Raw genomic sequence first — 21,407 nt, forward strand, 5'->3', positions numbered from 1 at the left:
TTCGTTCATAATCCCCCGATCATCGATCCCAACGTTTTCTGCTTCTTGAAGAGCCGATATGGCCTCCATTGAGATATTTATTGGCGCCCCGATTGAACACGCTTCCGAGCGGGTGGCGTTGACACGCGCCGTGGAATTCCTAACGGCGCAAGGAATATCGGCCGTCATTATCGCCAATGTGAATCTCAAGACGCGGCAGATTGACCTCATCATTGCGCTTGACCAAGGCGTCCTGGTCGTCGAGGCCAAGGCCTTCGCATCTATGGTTCGGGGTGGCGAGAACGGCTTGTGGGAGCTTCGCCTCGCTTCGGGCCGCTGGAAACAGATCCCCAACGCCTACCTGCAAACCATCGATGAGATGCACGCAGTGCGAGATGCGATGGCGGATTTCGCTGGCGCGGCTGTGCCCTTCCCCGACGCATCGCTGGTGTTTGCGCCAGATATTCCGGCCAGGTCGTTGATCCCGCCAGGCGATTTCAAGGTGACGGTCGCCGGCATCGATGAATTGCAAAACCTGATCCAGTCAATGAAGCGGCAGGGCTGGTCGCTGGATAAGTGGCGGACCTTTGCTAAGCATCATCGTTTGATCCCGGTGCCGTCTGTTGAGACAGCGCTAAGCCATACCCTGCTTGAAGCCGAACAGCTGCTGAAAGCATACGGCGAAGCATTCACAGAGACATACGGTGCCCCGGCTTCCGAGTTAGTCCCGGTCTCCTGCCAGTGCGAGAGTAAGCTGCTTTCATCCGAGGTCGTTCTCGAACGGTCAGTTGCTGAAAGTAGTGTTTTGCTGATCGGGCCGTCGGGCTGCGGCAAGAGCCTGCTTTCCTATAAGATTGCCATGGCGGCGTTGGTGCGCGGATCTGTGCCGATAATTCTCCCCGCCAAGCATTTTGAGGGAAAGCTAGGCGATGTGGTGGACCGAGAAGCAGCTTTGCTGGGCGCGCACTCGGCGAAAGCGTTAATTTCAGCCGCGCAACGCTTGGATCGCCAACTCCTCTTCGTCGTAGATGGGTACAACGAATGCACGCCGGCCGAACGGCAGCGTCTGACGCGCAGCACGGCTGCAGCCGTGAAGCGCTACAACGCGCGAGCGGTTGTGTCGACCCAATCGCCGCTGGAACGTGACGATCTCCTGCCCGCCCGCATCTACGCGGTGCAGAAACCCGACAAGAAAGCCAAACTGGCCATCGCGCGACACGCTGCCGGTCTCGAAGATGATGTTTTGAAGCCCCTGCTGGATACCGTGGGAAGCGGTCTCGAAGCAAAGATGGTCGGGCAGCTTGGGCGGCAATTACCTAAGGGCACCAGCCGATACGGCCTATTCGATGCCTATGTGCGAGAACGGCTGGGCTCGGCGGCCGCGGACGGCATCCGGGCATTATCACGCGTCGCCGGAATGATGACGGATCGTGTAAGTTTCGGTCTGTCAGTGCGGGAACTTGACCGGCTATCCGACCGCGAGAGTGTTTCCGGCGCGCTGCTGCAAACGCTTCGGGTCGCAAACCTCCTGCAAACGCGCGGCGATCGCGTGAGCTTCAGCCACGAAATGTTCCTCAACGTGTTCGCAGCGGAAGCCATCGTCCGACGCGCTAACGGCGATCCGGACGCCATCGTAGCGGCATTGCGCTTGCCGCAGCATATCGAAATCAAGCCGCTGGTCTTGGGCGCAATCGATGACGACGTCGTTCGGCGGCAAGTTTTACTTCAACAATCCGATGTGCCGCTGATCCGCGCATGCTTGGCTGGGCAATGCGGGCATGACGCTCAGCGCTGGGCTAACCAGCGAATTGATGAAGTCCTCGGTCGCCTTGACGAAGAGATCGACGGGGTCACCTTCGAAATCGAGAAAGAAAAGGCATTCTTGGGCATCCGGGTGAAATCTGGAACCGTCCGGGATTGGTTTGCCGAAGACCGTGCCGTGCTGGATGCACTCCCTTGCGAACTGATGACCGGCCGTCGCCTTGACGAGGTGATACGGCTCATCGGGAAAATGGACCAGCGCCTAGTGGAGGAGCATCGCCGGCTGCGGGGCGAAGCCGAGGAACAGAAGGTCGCGCTCCGCAGCGGACTCTATGCAGCGTGTTATGTTTCGCGCGGATGGGAGAATTTTGGCCTCGCGCGCATTTGTGTTCCCGTTCAAAGCGGGCAGCTCTACAGCCAACCCACGGTCTCGGCACATGCAAATCTTCTCGGGCGATTGGCATCACCGAATTTGAGCCCGGGCCAGGTCGGATTGCTGATCGGGCTCAACCGATATGCCGACCGTAAGGGCCCATCCATTGCCGCAATTTTGCCCGGTCTGATTAGCCGTCACTGGCGGTACGCTGCCTATCATCTGCGCCTCGAACTGATGGAGGCGGCAGCCTTCGGGGGTCATTCGATGACGGAAGATGAAAGGCTTGCCTTGATTACGGCCATCGAGGCGTTGCCGCCGGTGCAGAACATCATGCTTTCTACGGCGATCGTCGACGCGCTCAAAATGCTTGGCGCGCTCGATGACGATCAAACGGCATATGCCGCAACCGTCAAAGCGACGATTGCCGAGGCGCTGGCGGATCAAAGCAACCCGCTGATGTGGGGTGTTGCGGTCGGATTGTGGAACGGACAGTTCGACCATCCCTACGACGGCGCATATTGCGAAGCATGGAGCGAGCTTTCCACGGCCGACCGGAAGGCGCTTCTCGTTATGGCGGCGCAGAGTGTGGACAACGAGCCCATGTTCGTTTCTGCCATGATCGGTGAGCTTGCTTCGCAATCGGACCAAAGTATCGGGCCGCTTCTCGTGCGTTGGACTGCGCTTCCGCCTACAAGGTGCATGATGGCACAGGAAGCTATCCGCAACTTTGAAATGGCGCATGTCGCGCTTGCCCGGCTCCGTGTGGCTTTGCCCGGTCGCTCGGCTGATGCAGTTTTGTCGGACAAGGGTATGGCCCTATCGGCATGCGGCGAGCTTCTCTATTGGCTAAACCGGGATGATCTATCGATGGCCGACCGCAGGCTCAACTGCGCCGCGCCGCTTCGCATGCTGTCACGACACGAAGCTTGCGTTGCCGCGTCGGTGATTGGTGAATTCGCCAATTCGGATTTGATGGTTTCGGAAAGCATGAAACGGCTTCCCGGGTCGGTGCCGGTGGGAACATCCTTCGGGCAGGCCTTTCCCCACGAGATAGCGGCGATTTACCGTGCAGCCTTGAATAAGCCGGAAATACAGTCCGGCTATTTCGAGTTTTTTCGACTGGATGAATTGATTGAGCAATCACTTTCGGCGCTGGGTCACTTCGGCAACGCAGACGACGTCGCGCTGCTTCGGCTGTGGTCGCAGCAATCCAAGTTCGGGCGTACAGCGATCCAGGCCATCAAGGAAATTGAGGAAGCTCCGCACGCCATGAAAACACGCGCAGCCGGTTAAAGGGTGTCCTCCAGCGGGCTTTGATTCAGTATCGGCAAAGGCTAGGAACTTCGGGTACGATGGGAGCCGGTGTAGAGATCGCCTGTGCACACATGAAATATCCGATTACGCGCTTCAAGAATTTGAAGGTTGCCCTCAAAGAATTAGAACCGTTCATTCGAAACGGCCAGCATCTTCAGACTGGCAGGCCGTTCGATCGATTTGGCGGGATGCTTTCCAGGGAGGTGTTAGCGAACTGGCTGCTTTGTGCTGCGGCCAATTCGGAAACCGAAGCAGAGCAGATGACGTTTACCAGCGACCCGGTCGGCGGTGACGGCATCATCCACGACACCAAGACCGATGAAACATGGCAGACGGAACATGTGCTAGTGCCCATGGCGCGGGGCGAAGAAGCCGTGAACGTTGAGGCTTCGATATTGGCGGCCATCGAAGACAAGCAGAAGAAGGGCGGCGCGGCGTACGCACGCGGCAAGACTCTCGTGGTATTCGTCAATGCTGGTGGTGGCGCGTGGCACCCCAATAAGGTTGCCAAGCAGATTCCTGCGACGCTTGACTTCGCCGCCGTGTGGGCTGTTGGCCTGCAGGGTGTCGAGGACGGTGAGTACGTTTACGGCGTAACAAATTTGCATGTGGAAGGTGGCGACGCGCCTACATGGACTATTCGCATCACCAAAGAATTTGACGATTGGAAAACGACGCGGATTCAATGATCGGCGCCGGGCTTTACGCCGACCACAACTCATTGGGCACAGTATGAAAAAGCTGCTCGTCATCCTCGGCGCCGGAAGCTCCATCCCCGTTGGCATGCCGTCCGTTTCGGCCATCGATGCGCTTATGTTTGGTCGGAGCGACGAGTGGGCGGAGGAGCAACGGTTGGACAACTACTACCGCAAGACGTGGGATGCGGTTGAGTCTTATTATGCTGCCGCTTCGCCAAGCATTCGACCGACACCAAACTTCGAGAAGGTCCTCGGCGAAATGATTGGCTTGGCACACTGGATGGAGCCGTCACCGTTCGGGCATGCGCTTCGCCAACTTATCGCGCCGGATGGGCAGCCCCTTGGGATGTCGTTTAACTCGGGGGCTTACGCGGTAACGGTAAGCGTGACGGATCAAGTCACCTACCTGTTGAAGAAATTAGCCGAGCACATGCGGGGCCAGTGTGATGCCGCCCTCATCACGGCACAGGCCGGCTTCCCTCAATACAAAGCTCTGTTCAACCGGCTTCGGACAACATTTGACGTGGGCGTTTTCAATCTGAACTACGACACGGCTGTCCTCACGGCATGGCCTGAAGCCTTCACCGGCTTTGGCAGTAGCGGCCAGTTCGATGCGAAGGCGATTCATGAGCGCAGTGAGTGGGGCTTTTCCTATCACCTCCATGGAAGCGTCCATCAATCGCTCGTGCACCCGTTCGGTGACGATGTTCGGTGGGAAGAGGATCTGTCCGGGACATTTTTCGATGGCCACCAGGGCAATTCCACCGACCGCCGATCTGACAACCGGTCGTTTCCCAAAACCAGCCTCATCGCGGGCGGATTCAAGCTTGACCAGTTATTGGTGGAACCGTTCCAGTCGTTTTATGCGGCCCTGATCCGGCGAGTTTATGAAGCCGACGCTATCCTGATTGGCGGCTACGGATTTGGCGATACGCATGTAAACCGGGCGCTATTGAACCGAATGCGACAGCCCGGCAAGAGGCCGCCGGCATTAATCCTGACCTATTCGCGGAACGTCTACCCGATGGAATTCCGCAACGACGAATGGGGCATGAACGTCAACATTTCGCTTCATGCTCCTACGGGATTTCGGAAACCTGGCCACGCTTCGCCTCCCGATATCGATGAACTCGTAGCTCACGATGGCTTCGAGGTGTCGGGGCTTCATAAGGTTGCTATTTGGCACGGTGGCTTTGTCGAGGCGGTTCGCAAATAGACGCATGGGTCCCATGGCTCGATGGTACAGCCGACGACAATGCTCCGAAAAGCTAATCGGCAAGCGTCACTGGGATTCCTCGTTCGGCAACCTATTGGAGAAGAGCGTGTCGTTCTCTGGTTCGATGGGAACCTCCATTCGATAGCGTGACGTTGCGTCCCAGCGCGTCCATTGCAACTCGGGAAGCGCATTCACATGAACTTGCGCCTGATCGAGATCACCAAAGAATCCGATGATCCTGTGAGCGGTGTTCCATTCGATGGCAAATGACCAAACCGTCGACTCTTCGGTTTCGCGCCTCATGGCCATTTTGAAAAAGCCGCTTGCACATATGCAGTCCAATTGCTGAGGCCATGACGCCGTCTTCTCGGCGAAGCCGAGCAAAAGTGGATTGCCCCAATCCGGCCGATTTGCATTGGCAACGAACCCGACGGTGCCGGGAAGAAAGCCGCCGCGGCGTTCGGCTTTGTTATAACTCATGAGGTAGAAAAATCCTTGCAAGTGCATCTGCGCCAGTTCATGCACGCGCTTTTCGATGAGCTGTGGCGGCGACACGAAACCAAACTTGACGTCGACACGCGACATCATTTTACCTTCGATCGAACCCTCCTCATGGCTTTCGCCGACCATTTTTCTGGTCCGGCGACTAACCGAGCCCTTGGCCTTGCGCATGGCTTCTGCGTGCAGCAGCGGGTCGGCGTGCTTTTCGCCAAGGTTCGGCTGGAGCGTGATCGCCGAAATATCATCCTCCAGGTCTGATTTCTTATTGTTGCACGGTAGGCAAGCTTTAACGATTAGCGCCCAGCTCTTATCAAGTGCACCCTTGGGTACAAAACGCCTGCCGACGACATGCTCGACAGTGAAGGGATTTTCCTCGGATTTCTCGTTACCGCAGTACGGGCACGTATGATTGTCGAGGCGCACAGCTCGATTGGGAGGGAGGACGTTCATGGATGGAGACATGGAAACTTCGAACCCTTGCCTGAGTCGGAAAACAATTGCATTCAATTTGGCGCCTAGTTGGCGCGATTTATTATGACGGGCTTCGGCTCCGAAGATTGACCCCGCAGATGCGAGGTCCATCGAACATTAGGATGCGGATAAGCCCCAGAGCCCACGCCGACTTACGGTTGCTCGTCAACCTTGCGATTCGTCCTATTTGTACGCCGCAGATACCTAGCAGCCATATCAACGACGTCAGCCGAGATGTGCCGCTCGTTTCCCCGCCTACTTCCGCGCTTTCAGCCTCGTCGCAAAAGCGCGGCCTATTGGGGTGAGGTCTTGGCTCATCGTCAAGTCTTCAACCTGAAGCACATCTTCATCAATCTGATCATAGCGACGTTGGGCGTACCTGTACTGCCCCTCACTCAAGGTTGCGGACGCCATGAGGGCGGCGAAAAAGTCCTGAATGGCTCGAAACACGTACAAAGCGTGCAGCACGCCGCGAGTGGGACGGATTTCCTGCCGCCACGGCGAAAAATGAGTTTCCTTCTCGGCCGCAATCAACGCGATCTGTCCTTCAATCAGTGTGAGCTGTAGGTGCATGCACTCGTGAAGAATTCCTTCGGCTAACCGAAGATCATCATTAGGTCGGCCTTCCCGCTCTACCCCAACAAAAATCGAAAACGGTACAAAAGGCTCACTGAAGCTCACGTCGTAGTTTGGAGAATTAGGTTTGAGAAGGTGCAAAACTGAGAGCACGGCAGAAACCGACACTGCGGCGCCCCGAACAAGAGAGATCAAGTGGATCGCGCACCTTAACGAGCTTAAGAGTTCTGGACCGACCTCATCAGACCGATAAAACTTCAGACCCAACTCGGAGTATTGATCGACGAATTGCGGCCCAAGGGATTCAACCAAGATTTTGCGGTCGTCGTCGAAAACCGGTTTGCACAGACTCCCAATTACTGTGCGATCAGCTTGGGGAGTTTGACCTAAGATGCGAGCGGTACCGTAGTTTTCGCGGTCAATGCCATACCTCTCTCCAAGCTCTGACCAGCGCGGCAGTATTAACAGCGGCCCAAGGTTTTCGAACCAGAATGGGCCGGGTTTGCGAAGCGCGTCCAACACCAACTGACGAGTCGATTCGTGCTGATCAGAAGTGGGCAAGCCGCCCCAGGAGGCGCTCATCATTCGATCCCGCGGAACGTATAGACTAGCGTGTAGCGCTCTCCGGCGCTGATGGACGATACTGCATGAAACGACTTGGGAGAAATCTCAAATGCGAACCCACTTGCGTGGGCAGGGAGAACGATACTTTGAAGGCTTTCCGGAGCATCGGAAGCAAAAAGCATCAGCAGCCCGCCTTGCCTTACTTCCCATCCATCGTTGAATTGAATGAGCAAACGATGAGTCTCTTCTGCACCTAGAAAATCATTGTGAATCCGGATGGTCTGGCCCTGCGTCAGCTTATGAGCACTGATTCCCACGAGCTTTAATTTTTGCGAAAGCTCAAATAAGCCTTCCAGCGCAGCAGAAATCACGTTCGTGAAGGAGGGCTCTGTCAAGCGCTCGATTTCGGGTGATAACGGAATATGCAAAAGTGAAAATTCGTATTGCTCATAGAAATCAGCGATTGTCAGCTTCCACGGCGCCCCCTCCTTGAACCATCGAAGAATGCGATCAGCTTCGCCCCGAGGCAAAATGTCCACGACTTGCAGATGTGGAAAAGGGACTGATGATCTCGTCGCACTGTCGAAAACAGGCATCATGCCGCAACAGCCATCCTTCGCGAGAGATACTGCATGAGGTGTTCAATTAGGCATTTTTGATCAGCGCAAAATATGGTCGGGTTATCTATCCCGTTTGCCCTGCTATAGCGGTGAGGCGGCATTCCACCGCCACAAACTTCCAAATATCTACACGTCCTGCAAATAGAGGATGTTGGGCGCTGGGATTGATGGTACTCTGAAAACTCATTTGAACAGACAAAACTAGTCAAACTACAGTCGAAAACGGAACGGCTCACTTCAAATCGATCCGCAAAAGGTGACGCGCTTTTCAACGTGTCATTCTTCGCGATGGTGCCATCGGTTTCGAACACGAGAATTCCATAGTCACTGACGCCAACGCCTTCTTTTCGCGCAGCTCCCCCAATGAGTAGTCTGATTATGTCGTCCAAAAATCGGATGGGCGTCGGTGATTGATCGTCAAGATAATAGTCCACGAGCCGAACCATCCACTCGCCGTACTCGGTCGAAAGGCAAGCTGCTTTGCCGATCGGTAGCACGTCGTGATTTCCATCGCGATACAAGAAATCAATGCTCGGCGCTTTCGTGGATTTTAGGAACTCATAAATCTCAATTGGATCCGATGCTACATCGACGACGGCCAGCACTCCGGTGAAGAGCGCGGCTGCTTGGGGTTGGGATGATAATTTTCGTATTCCGGCGAGTAAACCGCCTTGAGCGCGTGTAGCACCGCGTTCATACCAAGCGGCTTCGAGTGGTCCGCTGACCACTGCCCGGCAAACACATAGGCATCGGAGGCCGCATCCTCCGGAATGACTGCTTTCAAGATCGCGATTGCGCGATCGCAAAGCGGTACTTCGAAATCCTTGCCTTCTGGATCGTCCTCAGCCTTCATCCGCTCCGCTGGGATGGTCCAAAGCCGTTCTGCAAAGTCGACCTCGCGTATGCGCATAAAGCGAGCTTCGCCGGTCCGCACCGCCGTTAAGATAATGTATTCAGCAGCGAGGTTCACCGTCGTGTCCGCCATTTTGTGTTTGGCATTCAGCGCCCGGACGATGTCAGGCACGTCTTTATAGGGCGCGGCTTTGTGATGGCGCTTCGATCGTTTCGCCTTCGGCAAAAGCGGCTTCAATGTCTTCCACATGGCAGGGTTCTTCCCAGACCGGAACCCCTTGGCTTCTGCGGCGTCGAGTACACGCTCAATTCGGCTTCGCGTCTCGCGAGCCGTGCGGTTGATCGTCATCCAGATCGGCGACAAGATGGCCAACACATCATTCGAGTTGACGTCGGCCAGCTCCATAGTGCGGATGGGCTTGCAATGCACCTTCAGATCTCGCGTCCAGTCGACGAGAGTGTTCTTACCTTTGAAGCCCGCTTTGATAGATGCCAAAAAGGCGTCCGCGAACACTCCGAACGTAGTGCCCGCTACTTCCTCGGTCCGTCGCTCTGCGGCCGGACTCCTGCCTTCAGCCAACGCCTTGCGCGCATCCGCGGCCTTGAGACGAGCATCAGCGAGCGACAAGCCGTCCTTGCCCTCCCCTTGCCCGGGCCAAGGCCAATCTCTCTCCGCTTGCTTGTGCCGCGCACACGATACATGAAGATCCATTGGCGCCGCCCGTGCGCCCCTGTCTCGATCGCGAGGTAAAGTCCCCCACCGTCACTGTGGCGCCCGGGTTCGGTGATTGTCTCCGCTTCTCGAGCGGAGAGCTTATGCAACTGTCTTTTGGCCATGTCCGCCCCACCATCCGCCCCACCATTGAACGCGGATTGCGACGAACGCCCGCGAACTTCCATGGACTACTGCGGAATATGATCCGCGAATTCTAGCAGAACTAACAAGCTGTTAGAAGCCAGCAGCGGCTTGTGACGGACAAATATAAAAACGCCGCGCGACCGTGGTGATGCCGGTCGCGCCCTGCTTTTTTGTTCATTCGCCTCGTCAGAATCTTTATTCGCTTCGCCAGAATCTTTCGTCGTCCCGGCGAAGGCTAAGATCTATACGCCGCGGCCGCTGTGTCGAGGCACTCAAGCGGATACCCCTTTCCTTTAACAAATGATCCTGTGGTTATAGGTCCCGGCCCCCGTGCGCAATTGCGCACCAGGCCGGGACGACGTGAGGTTTGGCGTCACGTCGCAAAAAAATCCGGCGCGCCCTTCAGCGCGCCGGATCAATTCAACTCCAACCGTTTTCAGCCTAACCCGTCGCCGCCCTCGGCACGCGGTTCTTCGAGTTGCGCTGGAAGAACAGCGCCTGGCTGGCAACCGCGGAGACCATCGCGGGCTGGAACGGTTTTGAGATCAGGAACGCCGGCTCGGGGCGTTCGCCGGTCAGGAAGCGTTCGGGATAGGCGGTGATGAACACCACCGGGACCTCGAAGACGCGGAGCAGCTCGTTGACGGCGTCGAGGCCGGATGAGCCGTCGGCGAGCTGGATGTCGGCGAGGATCAGGCCGGGCTTCTTGTTCTTGGCCAGCGCCACCGCGTCAGAATGGGTGCGGGCGACACCGATCACGTTGTGACCGAGACTCTTGACCAGGCTTTCGAGGTCCATCGCAATGAACGTCTCGTCCTCGATGATCAGCACGTCGGTGGCGATTTCGGCGGCCATTTCGCGGCCGGCGGTGTCGGCGAGCTTGCGGGTGTCGGCGACGCTGGTGGCGAGAATGAATGCCACTTCCTCCTCCGAAAAACCTTCCAGCGACAGCAGCAGGAAGGCTTGGCGCGGCAGCGGCGTAATGTTCGAGAGCCGGCGTTCCGACGGCATCGTCTGCGGCGCCAGATCGGGAAGATCGTTGATCGAGACCGAATTCCAGATCTGGGTGAACAGCCGGAACAGGCCAGCGCGCGCGCCGTGCCGTTCGTCCAGCAGGGCGGGGTCCTGCAGCAGGGCCTCCAGCATGGCCCCGACATAGGCGTCGCCCGACGCCTGGTTTCCGGTCAGCGCACGGGCATAGCGCCGTAACAGCGGCAAATGTTCAGCAACGATCTGTGATCGGGACATCCCCACTCCATCCTTGTCTTTTGGTCGAAATATCCTGGGCCGAAATCGCCTGGAGCGCTCGTTTTTGGGAGGACGCATCCAGCAAACAGGGGTGACCCGGTTCCCCTGTCATCGCCGACTACGCCTGAGAGACGAAAAAGTTCCAAGAAAAAGTTCCCAGAATTCGGAACTTTCCTTGAACCTTCGCATTAGGCTCTGATCGACAGCAGCGGGGCCAAGGCCCGTTTTCGAGAAAAAACGCTTGAAATGCAGGGACTTAACTCTCGGGGAAGCGTGGATCAGATCATGAAGGAAGTAAAGAAGCAGGGCGGTCTCAATGCCGAGATCCAGTCCAGAATCGGCCATCAACTCCGCGCCATGTATGACGATGTGGTTCGGCAGGGCGTGCCTGACCGCTTTGCGGAGCTCATCAAAAAGCTAGATGGGCCGGAGGCGGCGGCCCAGGCCGCTGGCCAAACGGATCAAACCGTAAAAAATGACGGGAGGGACTAATGCCTCTCACCGACTCTCTTCGCGACGACATCTTGGCGTCGGTACCTAGCCTGCGCGCGTTCGCGATCTCGCTCTCGGGTAATGGCGATCGTGCCGATGACCTGGTTCAGGAGACGTTGCTGCGCGCGATTGCCAATATCGACTCGTTCCAGCCGGGCTCGAACTTGCCGGCCTGGCTGTTCACCATCCTGCGCAACCTGTTCCGCTCCGACTATCGCAAGCGGCGGCGCGAGGTCGAGGACGCCGAGGGCAATTATGCCAAAACCCTGAAGACCCAGCCGGCGCAAAACGCGCATCTGGAGTTCGAGGAGTTTCGCTTGGCGCTCGACAAGCTGCCGCAGGACCAGCGCGAAGCGTTGATCCTGGTCGGCGCCTCCGGCTTCTCCTACGAGGACGCCGCGGCGATCTGCGGCTGTGCCGTCGGCACCATCAAGAGCCGCGTCAACCGCGCGCGCTCGAAGCTTTCTGCCCTGCTCTATGTCGACGGCGCCGACGATTTCGGCCCCGACAACACTGTGCGCGCGGTGATCGGCGGCAACAGCTGACGAGCGACGGGAATGAATTGAGAAAGGCGGTCCGGAAGGGCCGCCTTTTTTGTTTGCGTTCGTAGCCAGTACAATCGGCGTCATTGCGAGCGAAGCGAAGCAATCCATCTCGCCACGCAAAGAAAGAATGGATTGCTTCGCTTCGCTCGCAATGACGAGAAGCCCCGACGAGTACGCGGAGCCCACGAAGTCATTACCGCACCGGCCGCACCGGCGCCGACAATTGTTCGGTGCGGTCGCGTTCGCTCATGTCGACCACCGTCACCATCGGGGCGGTGAGTTCGTAGACGTAGGAGACATCGGTGAAATAGCGTTTCGCGGTGCCGCCGAGCGCTTCCGGCGCCACCCGATCGAGCAGGATCAGGCCGAAATCAGAGTCTTCCCGCCGCGTCGCCGCACTGGTGTTGAACTCTTCCCAGCGGAAATGGAAAATCGTCTCCGGCTCGTCGCCGACGATTTCCCAATTGGCGACGATGTGGGGGTGCTTGCCGACCAGCGACAGGCCCTCGTCAGAATGCGACGCCAGCTCGAAGAACAGCAGCGACAGCGACTGCGCGGCGCGGGCGCTGACGGCGATATCCGGGCCGTTCACCGCGATGCGCTCGGCGTGCGGGATCGCGCGGGCCTCGAACAGCCCCTTCAGCTTCACGCCCTGCCACTGGCTTTCGCTGAGCAGCGTCACCACGTTCGACATCGCGTGAATGCGGCCGATCAAAAGCTCGCGCGAGACGTCCATATCCGACCCGTGGCGCAGGGTTCGCGTCACGATCGACTGGATCACGGCCAGGATGTTCTTGACCCGGTGGTTGAGCTCGTCGATCACGGCTGTGAGCCGGCGCTCGAAACCGATCCGCACCTGGATTTCGCGGCTGAGGCGCAGATTGTTGTAGGCGACATAACCGAACAGGCCACAGATGATCCCGGTGAGCGCCAGCCCAATCGCCGCCACGATCGCCGCGGTCTGCTGCGCCCGTATCAGCGCGCTGGTCTTGGCATAATAGGCAAGCGACCAGTCGCGGCCCCCGAACGTCACGGTTCGCACTATCGACGGCGCCGGAGCGTCCGGCATCACCGCACGCAGGGTGACGGCGGCGGAATCGTTGGCGACGAACTCGTCGTGGGAATCGCGCGGGTCCTTCAGCACCACCGAGAACAGCGACCGGTCGTCATTGGCCAGCATCAGCGGCGCCAGCTCATAGGAAAAGGTGACGAAGCCCGCGGCCTCGCTGGCGCCTTCCTGCTGCACCGGCGCCGCGAGCACGAGGCCGACCGGCCCGTTCTGGCGCAACAGCGGGATCGGGTCCGACGCCACCGGCTTGCCGGTCGCCATCGCCTGCGCCAGCATCGGCCCGACGATCGAGTGTCCGTCATAGGCGCGGCCCGGAACACCCAGCGTATCCGGCGTGCGCGGCTCGAGGTCCATCAGCACGTCGATCGGCTTGTCGATGGCCTTGAGATCCAGCGGCTGGTCGTCGAAATCGCGAATGGCCGGGTTGCTGAAGCCGGCGCTCTTGAGCTCCGCCTGCGCGGCGCCGAGCTCGGTGGGCTTGAGCCGCGCGATCCAGGAGGCGACCACGAAATCGGTCTTGAAGGCGTAGATCGAGGAGCGCAGCGGCTGCAGCATGTTGGCCTTCACCACCGACGGCGCACGAAACAGGCCACTTGCCACGCGCGCGAGCAGCTCGCGCTCGGTCAGCCGGTCCTGCACCAGGCTGGCGTGGACGTCGATGGCGCGCGCCAGCGCGATGCCGTCCAGCGTCAATTCCTGATCGTGGACGCGCCACGCCGCGAGACCGGAGAGCAGAACCCCGATCAGCGCGAGAAAGCCGATGATGAAACCCAGCCGAACCACTCGCTTACTCGGGCATGTCGGGTTGGCAGAGAGGCAAAGGAAGCATTTTGGGTCTGTCGGGACGGTAACGAATAGACACAGAACAAAGGCCAACCGCGGGAGATAATGAAGGAGCGATCATCGGTACGCAACTACAGTTGGCAGCAAGCATGAACGGCGGGGGCCGTGGGCCGTGCTTTGGCGGCGCCAGAGAGTGCTAATCGGACAGGAAGGAATTTGTTCCGGGTTAACCTCAAAATAGTTTCAGGTGCCGCGGACGGGCGCCAAAAGTGTTAACGCGCCGAGCCCGTCTCGCCGGCGTGTGATGTGTGCAGTTCTAGCGGAGTGAGGCACTTTTCCCTCTCCCCGCAAGCCGGGCGAGGTGAAACTAGCTCGCCTTCAGGTTTTCCTTGGCTTTCGCCGCCGGGCGGAGGCCGCCCTTGGCCTCGATGAAGGCGATGATGCGCGCCAGCCCCTCGCTCTTCTTCAGATTGGTCATCACGAACGGCCGCTCGCCGCGCATCCGCTTCGCATCGGTGTCCATCTTTTCCAGCGACGCGCCGACATGGGGTGCGAGGTCGATCTTGTTGATCACCAGCAGGTCCGAGCGGGTGATGCCCGGCCCGCCCTTGGAGGGGATCTTGTCGCCGGCGGCGACGTCGATAACGTAGATCGTTAAGTCAGCAAGCTCCGGCGAGAAGGTGGCGGCCAGATTGTCGCCGCCGGATTCGATCAGCACCAGGTCGAGGTTGGGAAACTTGGCGCGCATGTCGGCGACCGCCGCCAGATTCATCGAGGCATCCTCGCGGATCGCGGTGTGCGGACAGCCGCCGGTCTCGACGCCGGCAATGCGGTCGGCGGTCAGCGAGCCCGACCGCACCAGAAACTCCGCGTCCCATTTGGTGTAGATGTCGTTGGTGATCGCGGCGATGTCATAAGTGTCGCGCATCGATTTGCAGAGCAGGTCCATCAGCGCGGTCTTTCCCGAGCCAACGGGGCCGCCGATGCCGATCCGAAGCGGGCCGTGAGAATTAGACATGGCGAATACCCCTCAATTCTCGTCGTCCCTGCGAACGCAGGGACCCATACCGCGTGATCCATCGATAAGACAGAATGGCCGACACCTTCCGCAACAACCAAGGCCGGTGGTTATGGGTCGCCGCGTTCGCGGGGACGACGTGCTGATAGATAAATTCATGACCGGAACAGCCGCGTGTACTGCGTCTCGTGGCGCAGGCTCGCCAGATCGGCGCGAAACGTCGCGCTGCCGAGATCGTCCAGCGAGGCTTCCAGCGCGCGCTTGGCGGTAACGACGACCACCGGCTCGAGCGCGGCGAGCAGGCGCTGGCTGTCGGTTTGCCCGAGCGGCACCAGACGCGCGCCGGCGGAAATCCAGTTCGACACCAGCGCGTGCAGGAACGCGTGCATCGCGGGCGCCAGCGGAATGGCGTGCGCGGCGCTGACGACGCCGACCGCGACCGGATAGACGACTGCGCGGCCGCAGGCTGCGACGCGTTCGTCCAGCCCGTCGCAGGTCCAGGCCGCGCGCGCGATCTCGATGAAGGCGCGGCCCTGCGTGGACGTTTCGAGCTGGCGCTCGCGCGAGGGCACGAAGGCGGCGGCAAGCTCGGCGTTCTCGCGAAGCTGGGCGTCATCGCGCGCGGATGCCGCCCGATGCGCCTGCGCCAGAAACACGCCGTCGCAAAATCCGGACCCGTCCGCCAGCATCGCCGCGAGCCAGTCGCGCAACGAAGCGGCATCGACGATATCGCCGGCCTCAACCGCCCATTCGATGCCGCTGGAATAGGAGAACGCGCCGACCGGAAAGCCCGGCGACAGCCAGGTCATCAGCCGGTACAGCGCCGCGCCCTCGTCTGCCGTCATCCCGCGCCGGTCGTCGAAGGCCAAGGGCTCACTTGTGGTCATGAGCATGGGAGTGATCGTGGTGGTCGTGATCGCAATGCTCGTCGTGGTGATGGTGATCACTATGGTGATCGTGATCACTATGGTGATCGTGATCACCGTGGTGATCGTGATCACTGTGGTGATCGTGGTGATGACCATGATCGTGCGACGAATGATCGTGCGCGTGCGCGGCAGGCTCGGACGCATGGGCGTGGCCGCTCGCATAGGCGCCGCCTTCGGGATCGAACGGCGCCTCGATCTCGATGATGCGCGCCCCTAACCCCTTCACCATCGCCTCGATGACGTGGTCGCGCCGGATGCGCAGGCCTTTGGGCATGATCTGCGTCGGCAGATGCCGGTTGCCGAGATGCCAGGCGACCCGGACCAGATGCAGCGGATCGGCGCCCCTGATCTCGACCAGCGGCTCGGCCGCCGCGACCACCTCGATCAGCCGGCCGTCTTCCAGCACCAGCGCATCGCCGCCGCGCAAGGCTGTGGCGTTTTCGAGGTCGAGCAGGAATTCGAGCCCGCGCGTGCCCGTCATCGCCATCCGCCGCCGGTGCCGGTCGTCGAAATCGAGCACGACGGTGTCGGCCGCGGCGTGGGTCCAGCGATGCTGGCCTTCAACTCGGGTGGCGCGGATCATGGCGCTCTCTTGCTTTGACGCGTTTTCTTCACGCGAACCGGTTCCCACTTCGCTCGAAAACGCTTTAGAACTTCTCCACCTTGCCGTCGCTGATGATCTCGATCACCGTCGGCGCCGTCTTCATCTGCGAAGAATACTCCCGCCACACCTTCATATGCGGCGCCTTGCCATGCGCATTGAGGTCGTCGCGGGTCTCCCAGCGCTCCACCACCACATACAGATTGGGGTTGTTCACGCTGACATGGCCGTCATAGGAGATGCAGCCCTTCTCCTTGAGCGTTTCGGCAGTACAGGCTTTGTGCCCCTTGATGAAGTCGTCCTTGTTTTCCGACTTCATCGGCGTGGTGGCGATGACGTAGATCATGAAATTCTCCCTTGGCTTTTCTTGATTAGCGGACGTCGACTTTTTCCGGCGTAATCACTTCGATCCTCGGCGGCGCGCTCATGCATTGCACCGCGACGCGGCCGAAGGTTTTCATGTGTTCCATGCCGCGGTGCGGCACCAGCGCTTCGGCATTTTCCCACTGCTCGACGAACACCATCTTGGCGGGGTCGGTGACGCTCTCGTGCAGATCATAGGCGATATTGCCCGGCTCTTTGCGGGTTTCCTTGATGCAGGCGGTAGCCGCCGCAATGAATTCGGCGCGCGTTTCAGGTTTGACGGTCAGTGTGGCAACGACGTAGATCACGGAAAATCCTCCCGGCTTTGTTCTGGCTTAGCTTGCCGGGCAGGACCTTAGAACATGAAATAGCGCTGCGCCATGGGCAGCACCTCGGCCGGGGCGCAGGTCAGCAATTCGCCGTCCGCGCGCACCTCATAGGTCTCGGGATCGACCTCAATTTTTGGGGTGGCGCCGTTGTGGATCATGCTCTTTTTCGAGATGCCGTCACGGGTATTTTGCACCGCGTACAGCTTCTTATCGATGCCGAGTTTTCGCGCCAGCCCACCGGTGATAGCCGCCTTGGAGGTGAATACCACCGAGGACGCCGTCAGCGACTTGCCGTAGGCCGCAAACATCGGCTGGTAATGCACGGGCTGCGGCGTCGGGATCGACGCGTTGGGATCGCCCATGGGAGCGGCCACGATCGAGCCGCCCTTGATGATGCAATCGGGTTTCACGCCGAAGAACGGCGGCGACCACAATACGAGGTCGGCGAGCTTGCCCTTCTCCACCGAGCCGATCAGTTTTGACACGCCATGCGCGATCGCGGGGTTGATGGTGTATTTGGCGATGTAGCGCTTGACGCGGAAATTGTCGTTGTTGCCCTTGTCTTCCGGCAACGATCCGCGCTGCTTCTTCATCTTGTCGGCGGTCTGCCAGGTGCGGATAATGACTTCGCCGAGCCGGCCCATCGCCTGCGAGTCCGACGACATCATCGAGAGCGCGCCGAGATCATGCAGAATGTCCTCGGCGGCGATGGTCTCTTTCCGGATGCGGCTTTCGGCGAAGGCGAGATCCTCCGCGATCGAGGGATCGAGATGGTGGCACACCATCAGCATGTCCAGATGCTCGTCGATGGTGTTGCGGGTGAACGGCCGGGTCGGGTTGGTCGAGGACGGCAGCACGTTCTTCAGCCCGGCAATCTTGATGATATCCGGCGCGTGGCCGCCGCCGGCGCCTTCGGTGTGGAAGGCATGGATGGTGCGGCCCTTGAAGGCTTTTACCGTGTCTTCGACGAAGCCGGATTCGTTCAGCGTGTCCGAGTGGATCATCACCTGGATGTCGTAATCGTCCGCGACCGAGAGGCAATTGTCGATCGCGGCCGGCGTGGTGCCCCAGTCTTCGTGCAGTTTCAGCGCGCAGGCGCCGGCCTTGATCATTTCGACCAGTGCGGCCGGGCGCGAGGCGTTGCCCTTGCCTGATATGCCCAAATTGACCGGGAAGGCGTCGAACGACTGGATCATCCGCGCCATGTGCCATGGGCCCGGCGTGCAGGTGGTCGCGAACGTGCCGTGCGAGGGGCCGGTGCCGCCGCCCAGCATCGAGGTGACGCCCGACATCAAGGCATGTTCGATCTGCTGCGGGCAGATGAAATGGATATGGCTGTCGAAGCCGCCCGCGGTGAGGATCTTGCCCTCGCCCGCGATCACGTCGGTGCCGGGGCCGATCACGATGGTAACGCCGGGCTGGATATCAGGATTGCCGGCCTTGCCGATCGCGCTGATAAAACCTTCCTTGATCGCGACGTCGGCTTTCACGATGCCCCAGTGATCGACGATCAGCGCGTTGGTGATGACGGTGTCGGCCGCGCCCTGCTTGTTGGTGACCTGGGATTGCCCCATGCCGTCGCGGATCACCTTGCCGCCGCCGAATTTCACCTCCTCGCCGTAGGTCGTAAAATCCTTTTCGACCTCGATGATGAGATCGGTATCGGCCAGCCGCACCCGGTCGCCGGTGGTGGGCCCGAACATGTCGGCATAGACGGAACGTTTGATTTTTACGGACATGAGACGGCCTCCAAAATACAGGTCGTCATCCTGAGGTGCGAGCCCGCTTGGGCGAGCCTCGAAGGATGACTGAGTTTGCGCAAGTGGCCCATCCTTCGAGGCGCGCTCAAGAGAGCGCGCACCTCCCGAGCGAGCGCAATTGCGCTCGTCCGGGGATGACGCCGGTGGGTGTGGCGAATACCGGTCACAGCTTGCCCATCACCTCGCCGCGAAATCCGTGGATCACGCGCTTGCCCGCGAGCGCGACCAGTTGCACGTCGCGGGTCTGGCCGGGCTCGAACCGCACCGCGGTGCCGGCGGCGATATCGAGGCGCATGCCGCGCGCCTTCTTGCGATCGAATTTCAGCGCCGGGTTGGTCTCGAAGAAATGGTAGTGCGAGCCGACCTGGATCGGCCGGTCGCCGCTATTGGCGACCGTCAACGTCACCGTCTTGCGGCCTGCGTTGAGCTCGATCTCGCCGTCCTTGATGAAGAGTTCACCGGGGATCATCTTTGTCTTCCCTCCGTCATTCCGGGGCGATGCGCAGCATCGAACCCGGAAGTTCGAGATAATAACTGGATTCCGGGTTCGGCCGCTTTGCGGTCGCCCCGGAATGACGATGACTATCGGATCGGCTCATGCACGGTGACGAGCTTGGTCCCGTCCGGGAATGTCGCCTCGACCTGGATGTCATGGATCATCTCGGCAATCCCGTCCATGCACTGCGCCCGGGTAATCACCTGGGCGCCGGCCTGCATCAGATCGGCGACGGTGCGGCCGTCGCGGGCGCCCTCGACGATGAAATCCGAGATGATGGCGATGGCCTCGGGATGGTTGAGCTTGACGCCGCGCTCCAGCCGGCGGCGCGCCACCATGGCCGCCATCGAGATCAAGAGCTTGTCCTTTTCGCGGGGGGAGAGATTCATGCGGGCACTCTGAATTTGGACCGGTTAGTTGAGCCAGAGCCGCGGCAGCGCCGCGCCGGAGGCACGGCCGAGCACAGCCATCATGTCGGCGCGGAGCCGGGCCGCATCTTGGGCACAGAAGCGCGCCATTGCAAATCCATTCCAGCAGGAGATGCCGACCTCGCCGCCGAACGATTCCGATGCCTCGCGGATCCGCTCCACCACCGCCGCGTCGCCGGGCACGATCAGCGCGGTGCCGATCGCGACGCCGCCTTTGGCGATCGCCGGGTGCTTCAGTTTTTCGCCGATATCGCCGTCGAGCCGGACGGTCTCGGCGAACACGAGCCTGCCCGCGCGGCGAAGGCGCCAGCGATCGACGAATTCGCCGTGCAGCATCTTTTCCCCCATCGCGGAGCGGCCGAACACCACGATCTCGCAGAGCAGGAGCGAGGCATCCTCCGCCAGATCGATATCGATGCGCCTTAAAATCCGCGCCCGGTCGAACAGGATGGTCTCCTGCGGCAGCCAGGCGAGGTGCGAGCGGGCCTCCGCCTTCAACGCGATATTGAGCTGCGCGGCCGGCCCCGCCGCGCGGTAGACTTTTTCAGCCGCCGCCGTGGTCAACGTCAGCCGTGATCCTTCGCCAGCCAGGATGTCGATGTCGAAGCGGTCACCGCCGGCAATGCCGCCCGCGGTGTTGACGAACACCCCCGATAAGCCCTCGGCCTCGGGCGAGGGAAACCGCACCCGCAGCGAACCGGATTCATGCAACCGGCCGCGGCGGGTAACGCCATCCTGCAAGCGCACGTCGAACTTTACCGCGCCCTGGGCACGGTTGGCGGCGAAAGTCGCCGAAGCCGCGCGCGAAATATCGGTCCGCATCCATCCCCCACGGCAGCGACCGCGAGAGGGCCGCGACTAAATTACAGCGCCATCTGGCGGCTGATTTCGGCGGGATCGAGGTTTGAGCGGTCACAGGCATATTTCACCGCGCCCCGGTCCATGACCGCGAAATTGTCGCCGAGCTCGCAGGCAAAGTCGAGATATTGTTCGACCAGCACGATCGCCATGTTGCCGAGGCTGCGCAGATAGGAGATCGCGCGCCCGATGTCCTTGATGATCGAGGGCTGGATGCCCTCGGTCGGCTCGTCGAGCAGCAGCAATTTCGGCCGCATCACCAGCGCGCGGCCGATCGCGAGCTGCTGCTGCTGGCCGCCGGAGAGGTCGCCGCCGCGCCGCCCGAGCATCGAGTTCAAGACCGGAAACAACGAAAACACATCGTCGGGAATGTTGCGGTCGTCGCGCTTCAGCGGGCCGAAACCGGTCTTGAGATTTTCCTCCACCGTCAGCAGCGGAAAAATCTCGCGGCCCTGCGGCACGAAGCCGATGCCCTTTCGCGCCCGCTCGTAGGGCTTGAGGCCGGTGATGTCGTCGCCATTGAGCGTGATCGAGCCTGAGGCGATCGGGTACTGGCCGACCATCGCGCGCAGCAGCGAGGTTTTTCCGACGCCGTTGCGGCCGAGCACGCAGGTCACCTTGCCGGGTTCGGCCGCGATCGAGACGCCGCGCAGCGCCTGCGCCGCGCCGTAATAGAGGCTGATGTTATCGACCTTCAGCAT

Annotated in this window: 23 protein-coding genes; 5 read left to right on the forward strand and 18 right to left on the reverse strand. The window is 60.1% G+C overall.

Annotated features, from left to right (window positions below; genetic code table 11):
• Positions 1 to 58 precede the first annotated feature (58 nt).
• The 3 genes from V1289_RS16315 (at position 59) to V1289_RS16325 (ending at position 5,344) form a co-directional block, all read left to right on the forward strand.
• Complete coding sequence (locus V1289_RS16315) at positions 59 to 3,409, forward strand: NERD domain-containing protein (RefSeq protein ID WP_334397850.1); 3,351 nt, start codon at positions 59 to 61, stop codon at positions 3,407 to 3,409.
• A 92-nt stretch (positions 3,410 to 3,501) separates the two neighbouring features.
• Complete coding sequence (locus V1289_RS16320; protein WP_334397851.1) at positions 3,502 to 4,119, forward strand: hypothetical protein; 618 nt, start codon at positions 3,502 to 3,504, stop codon at positions 4,117 to 4,119.
• Positions 4,120 to 4,162: 43 nt separating this feature from the next.
• A complete protein-coding gene (locus V1289_RS16325) occupies positions 4,163 to 5,344 on the forward strand; it encodes an SIR2 family protein (RefSeq protein WP_334397852.1) in 1,182 nt (393 codons plus the stop codon).
• 66 nt (positions 5,345 to 5,410) lie between these two features.
• Here V1289_RS16325 and V1289_RS16330 read toward each other — a convergent pair whose 3' ends face one another.
• The 7 genes from V1289_RS16330 to V1289_RS16355 form a co-directional block, all read right to left on the reverse strand.
• Complete coding sequence (locus V1289_RS16330; RefSeq protein ID WP_334397853.1) at positions 5,411 to 6,307, reverse strand: HNH endonuclease; 897 nt, start codon at positions 6,305 to 6,307, stop codon at positions 5,411 to 5,413.
• Positions 6,308 to 6,571: 264 nt separating this feature from the next.
• The gene (locus V1289_RS16335) at positions 6,572 to 7,474 is read right to left on the reverse strand and encodes an aKG-HExxH-type peptide beta-hydroxylase (protein ID WP_334397854.1); all 903 of its coding nucleotides are present in this window, start codon (positions 7,472 to 7,474) and stop codon (positions 6,572 to 6,574) included.
• Positions 7,474 to 8,055, reverse strand: coding sequence for a cyclophane-containing peptide 2OG-Fe(II) oxygenase YhhC (yhhC, locus tag V1289_RS16340; protein WP_334397855.1), 582 nt, complete (start codon positions 8,053 to 8,055; stop codon positions 7,474 to 7,476). Before yhhC ends, V1289_RS16335 begins: the two co-directional genes overlap by 1 nt.
• Complete coding sequence (locus V1289_RS16345) at positions 8,052 to 8,681, reverse strand: hypothetical protein (RefSeq protein WP_334397856.1); 630 nt, start codon at positions 8,679 to 8,681, stop codon at positions 8,052 to 8,054. Before V1289_RS16345 ends, yhhC begins: the two co-directional genes overlap by 4 nt.
• A complete protein-coding gene (locus tag V1289_RS16350; protein ID WP_334397857.1) occupies positions 8,660 to 9,556 on the reverse strand; it encodes a tyrosine-type recombinase/integrase in 897 nt (298 codons plus the stop codon). The genes V1289_RS16345 and V1289_RS16350 overlap by 22 nt, the downstream gene beginning before the upstream one ends.
• Positions 9,460 to 9,828, reverse strand: a complete 369-nt coding sequence (locus tag V1289_RS49750) for an integrase arm-type DNA-binding domain-containing protein (protein WP_442896017.1) — start codon at positions 9,826 to 9,828, stop codon at positions 9,460 to 9,462. The genes V1289_RS16350 and V1289_RS49750 overlap by 97 nt, the downstream gene beginning before the upstream one ends.
• A gap of 400 nt (positions 9,829 to 10,228) precedes the next feature.
• Positions 10,229 to 11,035: a response regulator gene (locus V1289_RS16355; RefSeq protein ID WP_334397858.1), complete on the reverse strand. Its 807-nt coding sequence runs from the start codon at positions 11,033 to 11,035 to the stop codon at positions 10,229 to 10,231.
• Between the two features lie 285 nt (positions 11,036 to 11,320).
• Here V1289_RS16355 and V1289_RS16360 point away from each other — a divergent pair, with 285 nt between their 5' ends.
• Positions 11,321 to 11,527 carry a NepR family anti-sigma factor gene (locus V1289_RS16360; RefSeq protein WP_309179975.1) on the forward strand — a complete coding sequence of 69 codons (207 nt, stop codon included), beginning with the start codon at positions 11,321 to 11,323 and terminating at the stop codon, positions 11,525 to 11,527.
• Positions 11,527 to 12,072, forward strand: a complete 546-nt coding sequence (locus V1289_RS16365) for a sigma-70 family RNA polymerase sigma factor (protein WP_309179976.1) — start codon at positions 11,527 to 11,529, stop codon at positions 12,070 to 12,072. Before V1289_RS16360 ends, V1289_RS16365 begins: the two co-directional genes overlap by 1 nt.
• Positions 12,073 to 12,265: 193 nt before the next feature.
• Here V1289_RS16365 and V1289_RS16370 read toward each other — a convergent pair whose 3' ends face one another.
• The 11 genes from V1289_RS16370 to urtE form a co-directional block, all read right to left on the reverse strand.
• Positions 12,266 to 13,924, reverse strand: coding sequence for a CHASE domain-containing protein (locus tag V1289_RS16370; RefSeq protein ID WP_334397859.1), 1,659 nt, complete (start codon positions 13,922 to 13,924; stop codon positions 12,266 to 12,268).
• Between the two features lie 367 nt (positions 13,925 to 14,291).
• Positions 14,292 to 14,942, reverse strand: coding sequence for an urease accessory protein UreG (gene ureG / locus V1289_RS16375; RefSeq protein WP_334397860.1), 651 nt, complete (start codon positions 14,940 to 14,942; stop codon positions 14,292 to 14,294).
• Between the two features lie 155 nt (positions 14,943 to 15,097).
• Positions 15,098 to 15,835 (reverse strand): urease accessory protein UreF, encoded by a 738-nt coding sequence (locus V1289_RS16380; protein ID WP_334407500.1) that lies wholly within the window; start codon positions 15,833 to 15,835, stop codon positions 15,098 to 15,100.
• The gene (locus V1289_RS16385; protein ID WP_334397861.1) at positions 15,816 to 16,454 is read right to left on the reverse strand and encodes an urease accessory protein UreE; all 639 of its coding nucleotides are present in this window, start codon (positions 16,452 to 16,454) and stop codon (positions 15,816 to 15,818) included. Before V1289_RS16385 ends, V1289_RS16380 begins: the two co-directional genes overlap by 20 nt.
• 64 nt (positions 16,455 to 16,518) lie before the next feature.
• Positions 16,519 to 16,818: a putative quinol monooxygenase gene (locus V1289_RS16390; protein ID WP_334397862.1), complete on the reverse strand. Its 300-nt coding sequence runs from the start codon at positions 16,816 to 16,818 to the stop codon at positions 16,519 to 16,521.
• Positions 16,819 to 16,843: 25 nt separating this feature from the next.
• On the reverse strand, positions 16,844 to 17,143 hold the full coding sequence (locus V1289_RS16395) for a putative quinol monooxygenase (protein WP_334397863.1): 300 nt from the start codon (positions 17,141 to 17,143) through the stop codon (positions 16,844 to 16,846).
• Between the two features lie 47 nt (positions 17,144 to 17,190).
• Complete coding sequence (ureC, locus tag V1289_RS16400; RefSeq protein WP_334397864.1) at positions 17,191 to 18,903, reverse strand: urease subunit alpha; 1,713 nt, start codon at positions 18,901 to 18,903, stop codon at positions 17,191 to 17,193.
• A gap of 184 nt (positions 18,904 to 19,087) precedes the next feature.
• Positions 19,088 to 19,393, reverse strand: a complete 306-nt coding sequence (locus V1289_RS16405) for an urease subunit beta (RefSeq protein ID WP_334397865.1) — start codon at positions 19,391 to 19,393, stop codon at positions 19,088 to 19,090.
• A 113-nt stretch (positions 19,394 to 19,506) separates the two neighbouring features.
• Positions 19,507 to 19,809 (reverse strand): urease subunit gamma, encoded by a 303-nt coding sequence (locus V1289_RS16410; protein WP_074273080.1) that lies wholly within the window; start codon positions 19,807 to 19,809, stop codon positions 19,507 to 19,509.
• A gap of 24 nt (positions 19,810 to 19,833) precedes the next feature.
• Positions 19,834 to 20,670 (reverse strand): urease accessory protein UreD, encoded by an 837-nt coding sequence (locus tag V1289_RS16415; protein ID WP_334397866.1) that lies wholly within the window; start codon positions 20,668 to 20,670, stop codon positions 19,834 to 19,836.
• A 41-nt stretch (positions 20,671 to 20,711) separates the two neighbouring features.
• The gene (urtE, locus tag V1289_RS16420; RefSeq protein ID WP_309179988.1) at positions 20,712 to 21,407 is read right to left on the reverse strand and encodes an urea ABC transporter ATP-binding subunit UrtE; all 696 of its coding nucleotides are present in this window, start codon (positions 21,405 to 21,407) and stop codon (positions 20,712 to 20,714) included.

Source organism: Bradyrhizobium sp. AZCC 2289 (assembly GCF_036924615.1).
Classification (GTDB): Bacteria; Pseudomonadota; Alphaproteobacteria; order Rhizobiales; family Xanthobacteraceae; genus Bradyrhizobium.